This window comes from Sphaerisporangium corydalis (genome assembly GCF_025506355.1).
GTDB lineage: Bacteria > Actinomycetota > Actinomycetes > Streptosporangiales > Streptosporangiaceae > Sphaerisporangium > Sphaerisporangium corydalis.
Genome location: NZ_JANZYP010000049.1, coordinates 16,266 through 31,362, shown reverse-complemented (window position 1 = coordinate 31,362; position 15,097 = coordinate 16,266). Strand labels below are relative to the sequence as shown.

Here is a 15,097-nt window from a genome sequence, read left to right as displayed (position 1 = left end):
AGGTGACCTGGTCCATAAGAATCCTGTGACCCGCGGGTAACCTCGCCTGACTAGGGTCCCCGGCATGAGTTCCAGATTCAGCCGGGGTCTCCCCGCCGGTGCCGCCGTCGCCGTGGCCCTCGGCCTGCTGGCGCCCGCGGCGTCCGCCTCCGTGACGCCCGACCACACGGTGAAGATCACCGTCATGGCCAGCTCCGACATCCACGGCAACGCCCTTAACTGGGACTACTTCAAGAACACCGAGTTCGACGACAGCACCCACAACGACGTCGGCCTGGCGAAGGTCTCCACCCTGGTCAACCAGATCCGCGCCGACCGGAGCGCCGGGCACACGCTGCTGTTCGACTCGGGCGACACCATCCAGGGCACCCCGCTCGACTACTACTACGCCAAAGTCGAGCCGGTCACCGAGACCGGGAAGACCCACCCGATGGCCAAGGCCATGAACGCCATCGGGTACGACGCGGTGACACTCGGAAACCACGAGTTCAACTACGGCCTGCCGCTGCTCGCCAAGTGGATCAAGCAGATGAAGGCGCCGGTGCTCGGCGCGAACGCCGTGTCGGCCAAAAGCGGCCTGCCCGCGTACCTCCCCTTCATCATCAAGACGATGAAGGTCAAGGGCGAGCGGCCCGTCAAGGTCGGCGTGCTCGGCCTCACCAACCCCGGGATCGCCATCTGGGACAAGGGGAACGTCGAGGGCAAGCTCAAGTTCCTCGACCTGGTCGCGAGCGCCAAGAAGTGGGTGCCGGTCATCCGTGCCCTCGGCGCCGACGTGGTCCTGGTCACCGCGCACGCCGGCGACAACGGCCTGTCGTCCTACGGCTCGGACCTCCCGGTCGAGAACGCCTCCGCACTGGTCGCCGAGCAGGTCCCCGGGATCGACGCCGTCCTGTTCGGCCACGCGCACAACGACGTGCCGCAGCGGTTCGTCACCAACAAGGTGACCGGGCAGCAGGTGCTGCTCACCGAGCCGAGCAAGTGGGGCCAGCGCCTGTCGGTCGTCGACTTCACCTTGGCCAAACAGCGTGGCAGGTGGGCCGTCACGGGCAAGTCCTCGACGACGGTCAACACCAACACGGTCGCCGAAGACCCCAAGATCGTCGCGCTGATGAAGAACCAGCACGACAAGACGGTGGGCTACGTCAACCAGGTCATCGCCCAGTCCAAGGAGCAGTTGTCGGCGGCGGAGTCCCCGTACAAGGACACCCCGATCCTCGACTACATCCAGAAGGTGCAGACCGACCTGGTCACCAAGGCGGTCGCGGGCACGGCCGACGCCTCGCTGCCGGTGCTGTCGATCGCCGCGCCGTTCAGCCGCTCGGCCGTCTTCCCGGCCGGACCGGTGAGCGTCCGCGACATGGCGGGCCTGTACGTGTACGACAACACGCTCCTCGCCGTCAAGCTGACCGGCGCCCAGATCAAGGACTACCTGGAGTACTCCGCCAAGTACTTCGCCCAGGTCGCCCCCGGCGCGCCCATTGACCTCGCCACCCTGACCAACGCGGGCGGCACCCCCGACTACAACTACGACCAGCTTTCCGGCGTCACCTACGACATCGACATCGCCCAGCCGGCCGGGCAGCGCATCACCGGCCTGTCCTACGGCGGGCAGCCGGTCGCCGCCGACCAGCAGTTCGTCGTGGCGATCAACAACTACCGGCAGTCGGGCGGCGGCGGGTTCCCGCACGTCAAGGACGCCCCGGTGGTCTACAACGCCCAGGTGGAGATCCGGCAGGCCCTCATCGAGTACGCCACCGCCTCCGGCACCATCGACCCCGCCACCTTCGCCGACCCCAACTGGAAACTCACCCGCGCCGGCGTCCCCGTCTTCTGACCGCCAACCCCCGAAGGCTCCTCGCGACCACCACGAGGGGCCTTCCATGGTCCTCCGCTTCGCTCCGGTCAATCTCCCCGGGGGCTCCGCCCCCTTCGACCCCCGAATCGACCCTCACCTCCGGCGTCGCCTACGAATGAGCATGACCGCATTCACCAACGCTTCACCGGGGAACTTGGGCAGGTCGTCATGGCCAGACGATGATGCCCGGAGTCGGCGAGGTCACCGGGGTGGGCGGATGTCCGTGATGTAGGCCGCGAGTATCTGGGGGTCGGTGACGAGTTTCTCGAGGGTGCCCGGGAGGTTCCTGGCGACGAATCCGTGGATCAGTCCCTTCGCCGCGTGATCCCGCAGCTCATTGAGACTCAGCCCGAATCCGGTGAGCGCGGGTGCGTCCTCGGGCTTCAGCAGGGACACCCATTCTCGGAACTCCGTCGTCAGCGGCTCCGCGCTTCCTTTCGATGCGCACGTGTCGAACCCCCTGAAACGACACCAGATCGACGGCTCCCAGGCGAGAGGCTTTCCCCCTCGCGCTCCGGAGAGGAAGACCACCTCAGGGTTCCGCCAGATCCTCGTCGCCGACGACTCCGGAACGGGCTTCTTCAGGAAGACGACCACCTGGACGGCGGAGCTCTTGAGCACCGAATCACCGCCGGCCTTGTGAAGGTAGGAGACCGCGTCACCGTATTCGTCGTACACCGGATCCTGCTGGTCGATCTCCGCAAGGATGCCGGTCATCCTCCAGGGTTTGACCAGCGGCACCGACAGCGCCGAAGAGGACTCCTGATGGATGTCGTAGGACCAACCGGGCGGATCGTCCATCGCCATCCTGGCCCGCACCTGAACCTTGACGATGCCCGGAGCGGGCCCGCAGTCCTGCTCGTCGTCGCTTGCCCCCGAGTCCACGGCGTAGTCGGGATTGGTCACGGTGAACGCGTTGAGCGCGACCAGCCGGAGACGCTCGCACCCGAGCGAACGGGGCTGGTCGGCTCGAGTGGCGAGCACGGACACCGACAGGGTGCCGCACAACGCCACGACACCGGCGATCAGTAGCGTCTTGGCCCTCATCAGTCTGCCTGCCCCCGGTGAGTCGTGCGGAACACGGACAGGGCCGGAGTGGCGCACCCTGCGGCACTACTCCGGCCCCTGATATCCATTCCGCCGGCACGTCAGGCGCGGTGCCATCTCCAGCGGATGTCGCCACTGGCGAAGGTACAGCGGTATCTGCGGTTGGTGACCTTGGCGTAACCGTACTTCTTGTGCGCGGCGGCCGGGCAGAAAGCGCCGGGGGTGATGCACACCCAGTGGTTGCCCGACTGGCGGTACTTGCAGGCCGCGACGGCCGTGGACGCCTGGGCCGCCGAGGTGGCGACCGGGGTGAGCAGCAGGCCGCCGGCTAACAGAAATGCGGATGTAGTTGAGCGAAAGCGCACGAGAAGGAACTCCTTGTACAGATGTGCGGATAGGTGCGCAGAGTAGACGGCGACTCCCCGCACACGGTTGACCACCGAACTCACCTGGAGCTCCCTCTCCCGGCCAAACGTGCCGGACGCGGCAGCCGCTCCGCCCACGGGAGCGGGCTACCGAGAGGTCGGTCAGGTAGACACCGCCACGTGCTTGAACCCTCCGCTTGACCTGGGGTTATGTGCGGGCCCGTGGCGTGGGCCGGGACGTCTCGACGAGGTAGGTCGCCACGTCCATTTCATGGGTGGCAGGAAGTGGTCAGGGGCGGGCAGCTTGCTGCCGTCCATTCATCTGGATCGGGGCCCCGGATTCCCGCATTGTTGTAAGTGCGAGAACAAAACAACGGCCCTCTAGAAAAGGAACACGAAAATGACGAACACCGCCACCGCCAAGAACACCGCCACCCGCGCCGCCGGCACCACCTGGGACTCCTTCACCCGCACCGCCGGAACCACCTGGGACACCTTCGGCCGCACCCCCGGCACCACCTGGGACTAACAAACCAAGAAACAATCCGCATCACCACCAATAAATAATCTCGACCCATCAAACAACCTTCACCTAATAAGCAGATCCGACAACCCATACCAACTCCAACACATCGAAACACGCCACTTCCACAGCACCGAAATTCCGTACCACGGCAGCACCAGAACCGCCCGGCAAGCCGACTAAGACCCTCTTGATTCACCCAAGGAATCGACGGCATCGGCGACCATCACCGGGATCCCGGGCAAGAAGCGACACCCCTCCCGCATCGCCTTCCGTCGACCCGTCACGCCCTGACGATGGCCCGCGCCCGCGTGGCGGTCGAGCTTCGTCACCTGGGCGTTCTGTCGGCGGGATCCGCGCGACGCCCACCTGAGGCACGGCCCTGGAGCAGGCGGCCGGGCTGGCGCGTGCCGGCTCGGGACTCGTGGGCCCAGACCGCGTCTTGAAATGACGGGCGCGGCGCCGTGGAGGATGCGCATGCGGGCTGTGTAGACGCCGCGAGGGCGGGCCTCACGGCCCTGAGGAGCCCTCTACCCCTCTGTACGAGCAGATCGGCACCGGAGTGCCGCTTCTACTAGGAGCTCGCCGGTGCGTCGGGCCAGGGTCGGATACCCGCTGGTCGACGTCCTGACCTGGGGCAGCGCGTGAGTCTGATCGGCGGTTCCGCATGTCACGTTCAGCGGTGGCAGGAAGTGGTCAGGGGCGGGCAGCTTGCTGCCGTCCATTCATCTGGATCGAGGCCTCAGATTCCCGCATTGTTGTAAGTGCGAGAACAAAACAACGGCCCTCCAGAAAAGGAACACGAAAATGACGAACACCACCACCGCCAAGAACACCGCCACCCGCGCCGCCGGCACCACCTGGGACTCCTTCACCCGCACCGCCGGCACCACCTGGGACACCTTCGGCCGCACCCCCGGCACCACCTGGGACTAACAAACCAAGAAACCCCGGATAGACACCACCGACCACAAACAATCCTGATACACCGAACAACTTCCACCGCTAACCGAATCCAATAACCCAGACCAGCTCCACAGCACCGAGACGCATCACTTCCACAGCACCGGAATTCCGCACCACCGCGACACCAGAACCGCCCGGCAAGCCGACTAAGACCCTCTTGATTCATCCAAGGAATCGACGGCATCGGCCACCAGGATCCCGGGCAAGAAGCGACACCCCCCTCCCGCACCACCTTCCGCCGGCCCGCCACGCCGGTCGAGCGCCCGCGCCCGCCTGCCGGTGGGTCGACGTCCGCGGCGAGTCCCCCGGGTTAGTCAAGGCGAGCCCGGCCACATGGTCTCTTCCCGTCGTTGTCGGTGTGGGGAACCGGTCACTCGGCCCGACGACGCCACATCAACGGCCACGACGACTCGTCAACCAGTCGCTGGCCGACGCCCTGACCTGGGGCGGTGCGACGGCGTGTCCGGTGGTTCGGTGTGTCTATTTCATGGGTGGCAGGAAGTGGTCAGGGGCGGGCAGCTTGCTGCCGTCCATTCATCTGGATCGGGGCCTCGGATTCCCGCATTGTTGTAAGTGCGAGAACAAAACAACAGCCCTCCAGAAAAGGAGCACGAAAATGACGAACACCGCCACCGCCAAGAACACCGCCACCCGCGCCGCCGGCACCACCTGGGACTCCTTCACCCGCACCGCCGGAACCACCTGGGACACCTTCGGCCGCACCCCCGGCACCACCTGGGACTAACAAAAAAGGAAATCCCGGATAGACACCACCGACCACAAACAATCCCGACCTACCCGATAGCCGCCATCCGATAGTCGAATCCACATCCGAACCCACCGAACCAAACTCCCCAAACCATTTAAACAACACCGACTCCGCAGCATCGAAACACACCAGTCATACGGGATCGAACTTCCGCGTCACAGCAATACCAGAGCAGCCCGGTAAGCCGACTAAGACCCTCTTGATTCACCTACGAATCGACGGCATCGGCCACCACCACCAGAACCCGGGCAAGAAGCGATACACCCCTCCGCATCACTCTTCCGCCGGCCTGTCAGGCCGGATGGTCGCCCACGCCCGCGTGCCGAGCGAGTGCCCTCACCTGGGTGTTCGACCGTCGGGATCCACTCTGTGCCACCTACCGGGTAGCGCCACCACGGTGTTTCCCCGTCGAGCTCCACGTGGTGCCCACCTGAGGGCCAGGTCTTGCATCAGGGGGCCGAGGACCCGGCGCATGCTCGCCTGCGGTTCCGTGCCCTCGACGGCGTCCTGGAAGGACAAGTGCGACGACAAGCTGCGTGGGTCGGACCTGGTGCGTCTGAGGGGCGCTCTTGGCCGCTGTGCGGGCACATCGGCGCCAGAAGGGTGCCTTCGACCGCGGGATCTCCGGTGTGGCGGGACGGGCCGGGTCCTGGCTGGTCGACGTCCTGACCTGGGGCAGCGCGTGGGTCTGATCGGCGGTTTCGCATGTCACGTTCAGCGGTGGCAGGAAGTGGTCAGGGGCGGGCAGCTTGCTGCCGTCCATTCATCTGGATCGGGGCCTCGGATTCCCGCATTGTTGTAAGTGCGAGAACAAAACAACGGCCCTCCAGAAAAGGAACACGAAAATGACGAGCACCGCCACCGCCAAGAACACCGCCACCCGCGCCGCCGGCACCACCTGGGACTCCTTCACCCGCACCGCCGGCACCACCTGGGACACCTTCGGCCGCACCCCCGGCACCACCTGGGACTAACAAACCTAGAAGTCCCAGATAGACACCACCGACCACAAAGAAACCGGCCATTACCCGCCGACCGAATCCGAATCCGAATCCGAATCCGAATCCGACGAGCTAAGCCGAACTTCAGATCTCCAGAACAGACCGACTTCCCACCACTGAAATATCGCAGCGCTACACAGCACCAAGATTCCGCACCACTGCAACACCCAGAACCGCCCGGCAAGCCGACTAAGACCCTCTTGATTCAGCTAAGGAATCGACGGCATCGGCCACCAGAACAATCCGGGTAAGAAAGCGGACACACCCCCTCCCGCACCACCCTTCCGTCGGCCTCGCACGCCGGACGATCGCCTGCGCTCGCCCTGGACGGCAAACCCAGGCCACCGCCCTGAGTGCAGGAGACCACGCCTACGGGAGGCGCCGAGCCCGGTACACGAGGGGTCTGGTCGCCAGCGGCATGGTCTCTCCCCGTCAGTGATGGCTGGAAACGGTCACTCAAGCCTGGTGGGCTTCGGTGGGTGCCCCGTCGCCGGGAAGCCGGGAGGCCAGGAATCGCCCGGCCCGCTCCAGGGCCGCCGTCGCCTCGGCCGAGTCATTGTGCTGGAACACGTGCGGTTCACGCGGAGCGATCTCCAGCGTCACCGCGACCTCGTCGGCACCCGCGCGACCGGCCAGCCGCACGGCGTCGTCCAAAAGGAGCTCACTCGAACCGACCTGGATCAGCAGGGGCGGTAATCCGGCGAGGTCGGCGAAGACCGGGCTTGCTTCGGGCGCCGACCTGTCACCGTCCGGGAGGTACTGATCCGAATACCACTCGAAAGCGGTCGGCGTGAAGATCGGGTCGATCCCGACCTTGGATCGCATGCTCGCACCGCCGAGAGTGAGATCGGCCCATGGCGAGAACAGGACCGCGGCCGCCGGCATCGGCGAGCCCGCGTCGCGGGCGCGGAGCAGTGTGACGACGGCCAGTCCGGCCCCCGCCGAGTCGCCCGCGATCACCACCCGCCGGGGGTCGACACCCGATTCCAGCAGTTCCAGGTACGCCGCCAGGCAGTCGTCCGGCGCCGCAGGAAACGGCTCCTCGGGCGCCAGCCGATAGTCGAGCGAGATCGCCCGGCCGTCGAGGTGCCGGAGCAACGCAACGGTGAGGTGGGCGGTGGCGCGGGGTGACCCGACCACGAAGCCGCCGCCGTGGAAGTACAGCAGCACGTCCTCGCCGCCGCGAGTGGCTCCCTCGGTGCCCGCCGTGCCGGGCGCCTCGATCCGGAGCTCCAGTGCCGGTCGCCCACCGAGGGTCGTCGCCGACAGCTCGACGTCGTCGGGTAGGGGCCGGGTGAGCATTGTCGAGAACTGCGCGCGCTGTTCCGCGACGCTTTGCATCGTGTCCTCCATCGTGTGGTATTTAGTCAGTCTGCCTGACAGTCAAGCGACCTTACCATATGCGATGATACCGTCAAGCCGCCTGACGAAATCGCTCCGCAGAGAGGCCGCCCGGGATGACGACGCGATCCGGAAAGCGAGGAAAGGACGACGAGGGCAACGTGCCGCTTCCGACCCTGCTCACGCAGGCCAAGGACATCGCCGTCGACAAACTCCACCAACGCCTCGCCGACGAGGGGTTCGAGGGGATCCGGTACGTCCATGGCTCCGTCTTCCGGTTCATCGGCCCGGAGGGCTCGCGGCTCACCACGCTCGCCGAACGCTCCGGGCTCACCAAGCAGGCGATCGGCGAGGTCGTCAGCGAGCTTGAGAGACACGGCTACGTCGAGCGGGTGGCCGACTCGGACGACCGTCGCGCGAAGATCATCCGGCTGACCGACCAGGGCACGATGGCGCAGGTCGCCGCCGCCCAGATCCTCACCGACATCGAGTGGCGATGGTCACTGAGCCTCGGCCAGGATCGGGTCACCACGCTGCGGCGAACGCTGGAAGAGCTCATCGGCCTCGAAAGCGACTGATCCTCCGATCGCACGCGGAGATCTCGGCCTGACCGAGTCACACGCGCGGATCGCGGCCTGGTCCAGCCCGGGATCTGAGATGGTCACCGCTGTGATCATGCTCGTCGATACGCCGATGCCGGTACGGGACGCGCCGCGGTGGCGGGGTGACCACGTCCTGACCTGGGGCGACCAGACGACCTGTCCAGCGGTTCGGTGTGTCTATTTCATGGGTGGCAGGAAGTGGTCAGGGGCGGGCAGCTTGCTGCCGTCCATTCATCTGGATCGGGGCCCCGGATTCCCGCATTGTTGTAAGTGCGAGAACAAAACAACGGCCCTCTAGAAAAGGAACATCAAAATGACGAACACCGCCACCGCCAAGAACACCGCCACCCGCGCCGCCGGCACCACCTGGGACTCCTTCACCCGCACCGCCGGAACCACCTGGGACACCTTCGGCCGCACCCCCGGCACCACCTGGGACTAACAAAAACGGAAAAGCCCGGAAGAACGACATCGACGATAATCAACCGATTGACCTCAGTTTCTCCATCAAATAATCGAATCCGACGAGCCACGACAACTCACAGCACTGAAGTTTCGCATCACAGCGGTAGATCAGCCCGGTAAGCCGACTAAGACCCTCTTGATTCACCCAAGGAATCGACGGCATCGGCCACCATCATCAGAATCCGGGCAAGAAAGCGGATGCACCCCCTCCCGCCCCACCCTCCGCCGGCCTGTCAGGCCGGGCGATGGCCCGCGCCCGCGTGACCGCCGGAGGTCGCCACCAGGGTGTTCGGTCGGTGGGGTCCACGCGACGTCCTCCTGAGGGCTTGGCCCTGGAGCAGAGGGCCAAGGCTTGGCGCGTGCTCGCCGAGGATTTGCGACTTCGACCACGTCCTGGAACGACGAGCGCGGCGTCATCGAGCTGCGCGGACGCGGCGAGTGCGGACCTCGCAGGGCCTGGAGAGGGCTCTTGGCGGCTGCGCGAGCAGATCGGCACCGGAATGCCGCCTCGGCCGGGAGCTCTCCGGTGCGTAGAGCCAGTGTCGGATACCCGCTGGTCGACGTCCTGACCTGGGACAGCGTGCGGGTCTGACCGGCGGTTCCGCATGTCACGTTCAACGGTGGCAGGAAGTGGTCACGGGCGGGCAGCTTGCTGCCGTCCATTCATCTGGATCGGGGCCTCGGATTCCCGCATTGTTGTAAGTGCGAGAACAAAACAACAGCCCTCCAGAAAAGGAACACGAAAATGACGAACACCACCACCGCCAAGAACACCGCCACCCGCGCCGCCGGCACCACCTGGGACTCCTTCACCCGCACCCCCGGCACCACCTGGGACACCTTCGGCCGCACCCCCGGCACCACCTGGGACTAACAAACCAAGGAATCCCGGATAGACACCACCGACCACAAACAATCCTTACACACCGATCAAATTCAAACCGACAACCGAATCCAGCAACGCACACCAACTCCACAGCACCGAGACACATCACTTCCACAGCACCCAAATTCCGCGCCACCGCAGCACCAGAACCGCCCGGCGAGCCGACTAAGACCCTCTTGATTCACCCAAGGAATCGACGGCATCGGCCACCACCACCAGAATCCGGGCAAGAAAGCGGACACACCCCCTCCGGGACACTCTGAATGCGATGAGTCGCGCCCACAGGCCGATCCTGCCGTTGGCGATGGGCGACCGGCCGGGCGAGCTACGGGACCGAGCCGGGGCAAGGGCCGCTGGTGACGGTGAAGGTGTGGGTCGCGACCACGCGCGGTGGGAGGGACGAGAAGGACCACTTCCGCTCGAATTCGCGGCTCAGCTTCGCGCTCTCCTTCAGCGGGAGGAGGACGGCGTAGACCGTGACACTCTTGCCGGGACCTTCTACGGGGCCGAGGTAGAGCTCGGGCATCTCCCACGTCGCCGAGGCCCGGTCGACGCGGGCGGCGTTCCAGGCCGGGAAGTACCGGTGACCGCCCTTGGAGTACACGCGGAGGGCGTATCCGGGCGGCACCCACCCGGACCCCGATATGGGCCCGCAGGTCGGCACCGAGCCGGTCCTGTCGAAGATGACGAACGGCGCCTCGATCTCCTCCGGCCCCCGTGACACGGAACCAGGCCGCTCGGACGAGGTCGAATCCCCCGACTCCGATGGCGTAAGGTCCGCGTGGGCTGAGGCGTCTCTGGACGCCTCCCCCGACTCCGATGGCGTAGGGTCCGCGTGGGCTGAGGCGTCTCTGGACGCCGGCATCGGCCCGGGGCCAAGGACGCCCGAGCCGGTCATCTGCCAGGCCGCGAGCGCCAGCACGGCGACCAGAACGGGCACGCCGGCGAACGCCCCGAGCCTCCCCCGTGCCGGACCACCGGCGTCCGGCGGGGACGGTACGGGTGGGACCGCGAGCCAGACGGCGGCCGAGAAGTTCTTGTCGGCGAGCTCGACGTCCACGCGCCGGAAGCCGGCCGCCGCCAGACCGGCGTACCCGTGGACCACCACATCCTGGAAGAGGTCGTCGGTGACGGCCACCACCAGGTCGCGCTCGTCGTGCTCGGTGAGGGCCGCGCGCACCACTCTCGCGTCCACGAGCCGGCAGGCGTCCACGACCGCCTTCCCGACATACCCGGTCGCCGCCTCATGCACGATCCCTTGCGCCAGAGCCAGCCGCAGCCGGATACGACTTCCGGCTTCGGCTCCGGTCATCCCCCCGAGCCCGCTTCCATCCTCGACCCGGATCCCGGTTCCGTTCTTCTCCCGGTTCCCGGTGCCCGGTTCGGGGCTGGGAGGGGGGTTGGTGTCGGCGAGGCCGGTGGCGATCTCGTACAGCAGGACGGCGATGACGCGGGCCTCGTCGACGCCTGCGGGGAGCAGGATGAGCTGTCCGTCGCCCCTGTCCTGGCGGAGGACGGCGGCCGGGGACAGCCCGGCGCGCGACAGGGCGCGGTCCAGGACGCGCTTCAGCCGCTCCTGCACGGCGAGCTGGCCACGGTTGTCGCGGACGCTGTACGACTGCACGTCGACGGCCACGCACAGCCGGCGGATGGCCGCGGGCGCCGGACGGCCGCGGGCCGCGCGGCGGTGACCTGTCCCCTGGTTCGAGTCGTCGCTCACTGCCGCCTCGCCGCATCGGATACCGGTGCCGTGACCGTGATGGCTCGCCAACCAGTGTGACGGACGAGTGATCGGGCTGGACGACAAAGACCCATGAACCACCAGAATCAGCCGCCGTCCCGAAACGGCACCGAACGGCGGACCACCGGCCGAGAGCCGCACACGGAGGGCCGGACACCCGGAGTACGGGCAGCGGGGCACTAGGCAGCCAGACAACGGGCAGCCGGACGGCCCGCGCCCCGAGTGAAGGGGGCGGGCCGTCCGGGTCAGGTGGTCAGGGAGGTCGGGGGGCGAGTTAGCGGTAGATGCCGAATTCCCACAGGGAGTAGCCGTACGGGGTGCCGCGTTGGGCGAGGTTGAGGCGGACGTAGCGGGTGGAGGCGGTCAGGTCGATCTCGTCGAAGCCGCCGTCCGAGGCCGTGGTGGAGTAGGCGTTGGTCCAGGTGGCGCCGTCGGTGGAGGTCTGGACCTGGTAGGACTTGCCGTAGGCGCTCTCCCATCCGAGCTCCACGTGCTTGATCGCGGTGACGGCGCCGAGGTCGACCTGGATCCACTGGGGGTCGCTCCACTCGCTGGCCCACCGCGTGGTGAAGCTGCCGTCGGTCGCCTTGGTGGGCAGGAACGGTGCGCCGTCGCCGGTCGCCTGGTAGGTCGAGGCGGTGGTCGGCTTGCCGATCGCCACGTTGGTGCCGTTGATCGTCGGGGGGACGACGCGGAACGACTTCTGCTCGATCCCGACGTTGCCCTGCCCGTCGAAGGCGTACACGTAGACCTTCCACACGCCCATCTGCTCGGGCGCGGTGACCGAGAACTGGCCCGGGGAGGTCTCGGTGAACCGCAGGTGGGAGAAGCCGGTTCCGCCGGTGATGTGCTTGTTGCTGGCCATCAGGTTGTAGCGGACGGGGTCGCCGTTCGGGTCGGTGACGCTGGTGCCGACGGTGAACTGTCCGCCGGCGGGGACGGCAGTCTGCGAGCCGACCGTCATCGCGGTGATCTCCGGGGGCGTGTTGGCCGAGGCCGTGCCGGTGTACGCCTGCTTGAGCGCGTGGTAGCCGAGCCGCCGCCAGCCGCCGGTGAAGGTGTTGAGCCACACGCCGCCGAAGTCGTTCTCCAGGCCGTAGTGGAACTCGGTGGCGCCGAGCGCGACGCCCGCGTGGCCCTTGATCGTGTTCCAGCTCGTGGTGTACCCGGCGCGCTTCTGCAGGTCGGTGGGCTCGGTGGGGACGCCGTTGACGTCGTTCGGCACCTCCCACTCGCCCGCGGGCCCGGCCTCGGTGACGATGTACGGCTTGGTGTGGCCGCCGTCGATCCAGGCCTGCTTGACGCCGCCGATCGCCCCGTAGGAGTTGACCGCGAGCAGGTCCAGCGCCGGGGCGTAGGTCTTGTAGTACGGCCAGGCGCCGGTCCACGCGTCGGTCGAGGTGACCGGGTGGTTGGGGTCGGCGGCGTGCACGGCCACGGCGACCTCGTTGACGAACTTGGCGTAGGCGACGCGCCGCGCCTCGACCTCGGCCGCGGGCAGTCCGTGGTCCTGCATGGTGAGGATGACCTCGTTGCCGACGTCCCACATCAGCACGCCCTGGCGGTTCTTGAGCGTGTTGACCCTGGCGACGATCTCGTTCTTGACGCTGGTCTTGTAAGCGGTGTCGTTGACGTAGTCGGCGCCCTGGTTGAGCCAGTGCCCGACGATCACCTTGAGGCCCTGCTGGGCGGCCCGGTCGAGCAGGGTGGGGGTGTTGGCGTCGTCGACGCCCCAGGTGCGGATCGTGTTGACGCCCATGGACTTCAGGTCGCGCATGTAGCCGTCGGCGGCGGCCTGCGGCGGGCCGTAGGTGAGGCCCTTGACCTGGTAGGCGGCGCCGTTGACGGTGAGCTGCCAGTTGCCCTGGGTGCCCGTGACCTTGACCACGCTCGGGCCCGCGGGAGTGGCCGGGTCGGTCATCGCGGCCGGCACGGTGCCGGGGCTCCTGGCGACCGAGACCGAGTCCACGCTGAGGACGCCGCCGGAGGTCGTGGCGGCGGTGGGGGTGGTGGAGCCGGCGATGGCGTTGGGCAGCGAGCCGCCGATCGCGAGGTCGAAGCGCAGGTAGAAGCCGTGGTGGACGGCGGCGTTCCAGGCGGTTACCCCGACCTGGCTCTCGCGGACGACCCAGGTCTGCTTGCCGTCGAGGTAGAAGCGGATCTCCTCGTCGGTCTTGGTGCGGTCGATGATCTGCGTGTACTCGTGGTACCCGGTCCGGCAGCCGGTGCAGGAGGCGAATCCGCTGGTGCGGCCGTCGTACTCGTTGCACACTCCGGCGGGGGCGGTGCCGCAGTGCAGGGTGTTGGCGAGCTGGCTGCGGCCGTTGACGTCGGTCATGATGTCGGTCTCGCCGACGCCGGGCCAGTTGTTGTAGTTGCCCCGGTAGGCGGCGCCGGTCGCCCGGAAGCCCGGCCAGTAGCCCGCGGCGTTGGCCACGTCGGGCTGCTTGAGCTTGGCGGTGAACCTCAGCTGCTCGCCGGCCTGCGGGGTGAAGTCGGTGCGCTGGGTCTCGACGCGCCCGGACGTCCAGTTGCCGCCGCCGTCCTTGATCGCCTTGACGGAGAGCCGGCCCGCGCCGTCGAGGGAGACGTTGGCGGTGGAGGCGCTCATGGTCTCGACCTCACCGGTCCCCCAGTTCGCGGCGCCGCCCGGGTAGGAGGTGCCGGTGCGCAGGAGCCAGTTGGTCCCGGAGGGCGAGGTGCCTGCGGCGCCGTCGAAGTCGTCCTTCCAGATCTCGGTCCAGGTGCCGGGGTCGGGCGTGGGGGTCGTGGTGGGCGGCCCGCCGGTGCCGGGGGTGCCGTAGACCTGGAACTCCCACAGCGAGTAGCCGTACCCGGTGCCGCGGACCGTGCCGTACATCCGCACGTACCGGCCGGAGCCCGAGACCGGGATGGTCTGGACGCCGCCGGTGCCGGTCGTGGTCGAGTACACGTCGGTCCAGGCGGAGGCGTCGGCCGAGGTCTGGATCTTGAAGGCCTTGCCGTACGCCGCCTCCCAGGTCAGCACAACCTGGCTGATGGACGCGGTCTCCCCGAGGTCGACCTGGAGCCACTGCGGGTCGCTGAAGACGCTGGCCCAGCGGGTGCCGGTGGCGTTCCCGTCGACGGCGGCCGAGGCGCTCCACGCGGCGCCCTCACTGGACGAGGCCGTCGCCGGCCTCCCCTGGGAGAGCAAGGTGTCGACGGCCATGGCGGTGCCGGTCAAGGCCAGGCCGGACGCGACCAGCGCGACCAGGACGGCGATGAGCAGGCCCAATCGGTACCTGCCCGGGCTTCTGGATGGGTGCACGATCTCTCCTCATTACGGGGGGTGCCCGCCGTGTACGGCAACGGGGTGATAGAGGGAGAGCGCTCTCCGAATGGAGAGTGCACCTACGGATCGAGGCCTGTCAAGGCTCATCGGCAACCAGAACGAAACGTCCTGCTCATGTGCCGGAAACCCGCCCGCCCGCGTGACCTGCGTCGCGCGCTCCCCATTGACATCCGGCCCCGGGACGGTGACTCTATGGCCAGGAGGGAGAGCGCTCTCCAAT

General features: G+C 67.3%; 13 protein-coding genes. 8 read left to right on the top strand and 5 right to left on the bottom strand.

Annotation, left to right across the window (positions count from 1 at the left end):
• Nucleotides 1-64 precede the first annotated feature (64 nt).
• Entirely contained in the window at nt 65-1,837 is a 1,773-nt protein-coding gene (locus NYZ98_RS28390) for a bifunctional metallophosphatase/5'-nucleotidase (protein ID WP_262846622.1), read from the top strand.
• Nucleotides 1,838-2,059: 222 nt separating this feature from the next.
• Here NYZ98_RS28390 and NYZ98_RS28385 read toward each other — a convergent pair whose 3' ends face one another.
• Nucleotides 2,060-2,848, bottom strand: coding sequence for a hypothetical protein (locus NYZ98_RS28385; protein ID WP_262846621.1), 789 nt, complete (start codon nt 2,846-2,848; stop codon nt 2,060-2,062).
• Between the two features lie 158 nt (nt 2,849-3,006).
• Entirely contained in the window at nt 3,007-3,270 is a 264-nt protein-coding gene (locus NYZ98_RS28380; RefSeq protein WP_262846620.1) for a hypothetical protein, read from the bottom strand.
• A 400-nt stretch (nt 3,271-3,670) separates the two neighbouring features.
• Between NYZ98_RS28380 and NYZ98_RS28375 the strand changes: the two genes are divergently transcribed.
• The 4 genes from NYZ98_RS28375 to NYZ98_RS28360 all read left to right on the top strand — a co-directional run bounded on the left by NYZ98_RS28375 (nt 3,671) and on the right by NYZ98_RS28360 (nt 6,502).
• Entirely contained in the window at nt 3,671-3,799 is a 129-nt protein-coding gene (locus NYZ98_RS28375; RefSeq protein ID WP_262846615.1) for a hypothetical protein, read from the top strand.
• Nucleotides 3,800-4,600: 801 nt separating this feature from the next.
• Entirely contained in the window at nt 4,601-4,729 is a 129-nt protein-coding gene (locus NYZ98_RS28370) for a hypothetical protein (RefSeq protein WP_262846619.1), read from the top strand.
• Between the two features lie 646 nt (nt 4,730-5,375).
• Complete coding sequence (locus NYZ98_RS28365) at nt 5,376-5,504, top strand: hypothetical protein (RefSeq protein ID WP_262846615.1); 129 nt, start codon at nt 5,376-5,378, stop codon at nt 5,502-5,504.
• A gap of 869 nt (nt 5,505-6,373) precedes the next feature.
• Nucleotides 6,374-6,502: a hypothetical protein gene (locus NYZ98_RS28360; protein ID WP_262846618.1), complete on the top strand. Its 129-nt coding sequence runs from the start codon at nt 6,374-6,376 to the stop codon at nt 6,500-6,502.
• A gap of 483 nt (nt 6,503-6,985) precedes the next feature.
• On the opposite strand, the gene NYZ98_RS28355 is transcribed toward NYZ98_RS28360, so the two are convergent.
• Nucleotides 6,986-7,870 carry an alpha/beta hydrolase gene (locus NYZ98_RS28355; protein WP_262846617.1) on the bottom strand — a complete coding sequence of 295 codons (885 nt, stop codon included), beginning with the start codon at nt 7,868-7,870 and terminating at the stop codon, nt 6,986-6,988.
• 116 nt (nt 7,871-7,986) lie between these two features.
• Between NYZ98_RS28355 and NYZ98_RS28350 the strand changes: the two genes are divergently transcribed.
• The 3 genes from NYZ98_RS28350 to NYZ98_RS28340 all read left to right on the top strand — a co-directional run bounded on the left by NYZ98_RS28350 (nt 7,987) and on the right by NYZ98_RS28340 (nt 9,811).
• On the top strand, nt 7,987-8,448 hold the full coding sequence (locus NYZ98_RS28350; protein ID WP_262846616.1) for a MarR family winged helix-turn-helix transcriptional regulator: 462 nt from the start codon (nt 7,987-7,989) through the stop codon (nt 8,446-8,448).
• A 337-nt stretch (nt 8,449-8,785) separates the two neighbouring features.
• Complete coding sequence (locus tag NYZ98_RS28345) at nt 8,786-8,914, top strand: hypothetical protein (RefSeq protein WP_262846615.1); 129 nt, start codon at nt 8,786-8,788, stop codon at nt 8,912-8,914.
• 768 nt (nt 8,915-9,682) lie between these two features.
• The gene (locus tag NYZ98_RS28340; RefSeq protein ID WP_262846614.1) at nt 9,683-9,811 is read left to right on the top strand and encodes a hypothetical protein; all 129 of its coding nucleotides are present in this window, start codon (nt 9,683-9,685) and stop codon (nt 9,809-9,811) included.
• 337 nt (nt 9,812-10,148) lie between these two features.
• Here NYZ98_RS28340 and NYZ98_RS28335 read toward each other — a convergent pair whose 3' ends face one another.
• Nucleotides 10,149-11,543 (bottom strand): hypothetical protein, encoded by a 1,395-nt coding sequence (locus NYZ98_RS28335; RefSeq protein ID WP_262846613.1) that lies wholly within the window; start codon nt 11,541-11,543, stop codon nt 10,149-10,151.
• A 295-nt stretch (nt 11,544-11,838) separates the two neighbouring features.
• Complete coding sequence (locus NYZ98_RS28330) at nt 11,839-14,853, bottom strand: galactose-binding domain-containing protein (RefSeq protein WP_262846612.1); 3,015 nt, start codon at nt 14,851-14,853, stop codon at nt 11,839-11,841.
• Nucleotides 14,854-15,097 lie beyond the last annotated feature (244 nt).

Coding starts and splice junctions, on each gene's coding strand:
- NYZ98_RS28390 (WP_262846622.1), top strand. CDS start 65: ATGAGTTCCAGATTCAGCCGGGGTCTCCCCGCCGGTGCCGCCGTCGCC.
- NYZ98_RS28375 (WP_262846615.1), top strand. CDS start 3,671: ATGACGAACACCGCCACCGCCAAGAACACCGCCACCCGCGCCGCCGGC.
- NYZ98_RS28370 (WP_262846619.1), top strand. CDS start 4,601: ATGACGAACACCACCACCGCCAAGAACACCGCCACCCGCGCCGCCGGC.
- NYZ98_RS28365 (WP_262846615.1), top strand. CDS start 5,376: ATGACGAACACCGCCACCGCCAAGAACACCGCCACCCGCGCCGCCGGC.
- NYZ98_RS28360 (WP_262846618.1), top strand. CDS start 6,374: ATGACGAGCACCGCCACCGCCAAGAACACCGCCACCCGCGCCGCCGGC.
- NYZ98_RS28355 (WP_262846617.1), bottom strand. CDS start 7,870: ATGCAAAGCGTCGCGGAACAGCGCGCGCAGTTCTCGACAATGCTCACC.
- NYZ98_RS28350 (WP_262846616.1), top strand. CDS start 7,987: ATGACGACGCGATCCGGAAAGCGAGGAAAGGACGACGAGGGCAACGTG.
- NYZ98_RS28345 (WP_262846615.1), top strand. CDS start 8,786: ATGACGAACACCGCCACCGCCAAGAACACCGCCACCCGCGCCGCCGGC.
- NYZ98_RS28340 (WP_262846614.1), top strand. CDS start 9,683: ATGACGAACACCACCACCGCCAAGAACACCGCCACCCGCGCCGCCGGC.